The following is a 267-nucleotide window of genomic DNA, read 5'->3' on the forward strand; positions in this document are numbered from 1 at the left end:
GCGAAGAAGGCAGGCGTCTACGCCTACGCGCAGGGGCTCGGCGACGCACTCTCCGGGCCGCAGATGCTTTCATACGCGCAGACCGCTTCACTGGTCTACGGCCCGCACCCGGATGCAGCCAAGCAGACTCCCGCCGGCACTTTCAACTTCGCAAAATCCGGTTGGAAGGACCAGCTGGAGATCTATAAGAAGATGCAGGACAAGGGCTGCTTCGGTGAGGGCGCGCTCGGTCGCGATCGAAACCAAGGTGGCGATGAGGTCGCTGCG

The 267-nt window shown here is 62.9% G+C and carries 1 protein-coding gene; it reads left to right on the top strand.

Annotation, left to right across the window (positions count from 1 at the left end; genetic code table 11):
- Positions 1-267, top strand: a 267-nt coding sequence (locus tag SB719_RS20460; RefSeq protein ID WP_412159787.1) for a hypothetical protein, incomplete at both ends; no start/stop codon positions are given.

This window comes from Pantoea sp. SIMBA_079, assembly GCF_046940275.1.
In the GTDB taxonomy this organism is placed as follows: domain Bacteria; phylum Pseudomonadota; class Gammaproteobacteria; order Enterobacterales; family Enterobacteriaceae; genus Pantoea; species Pantoea borealis.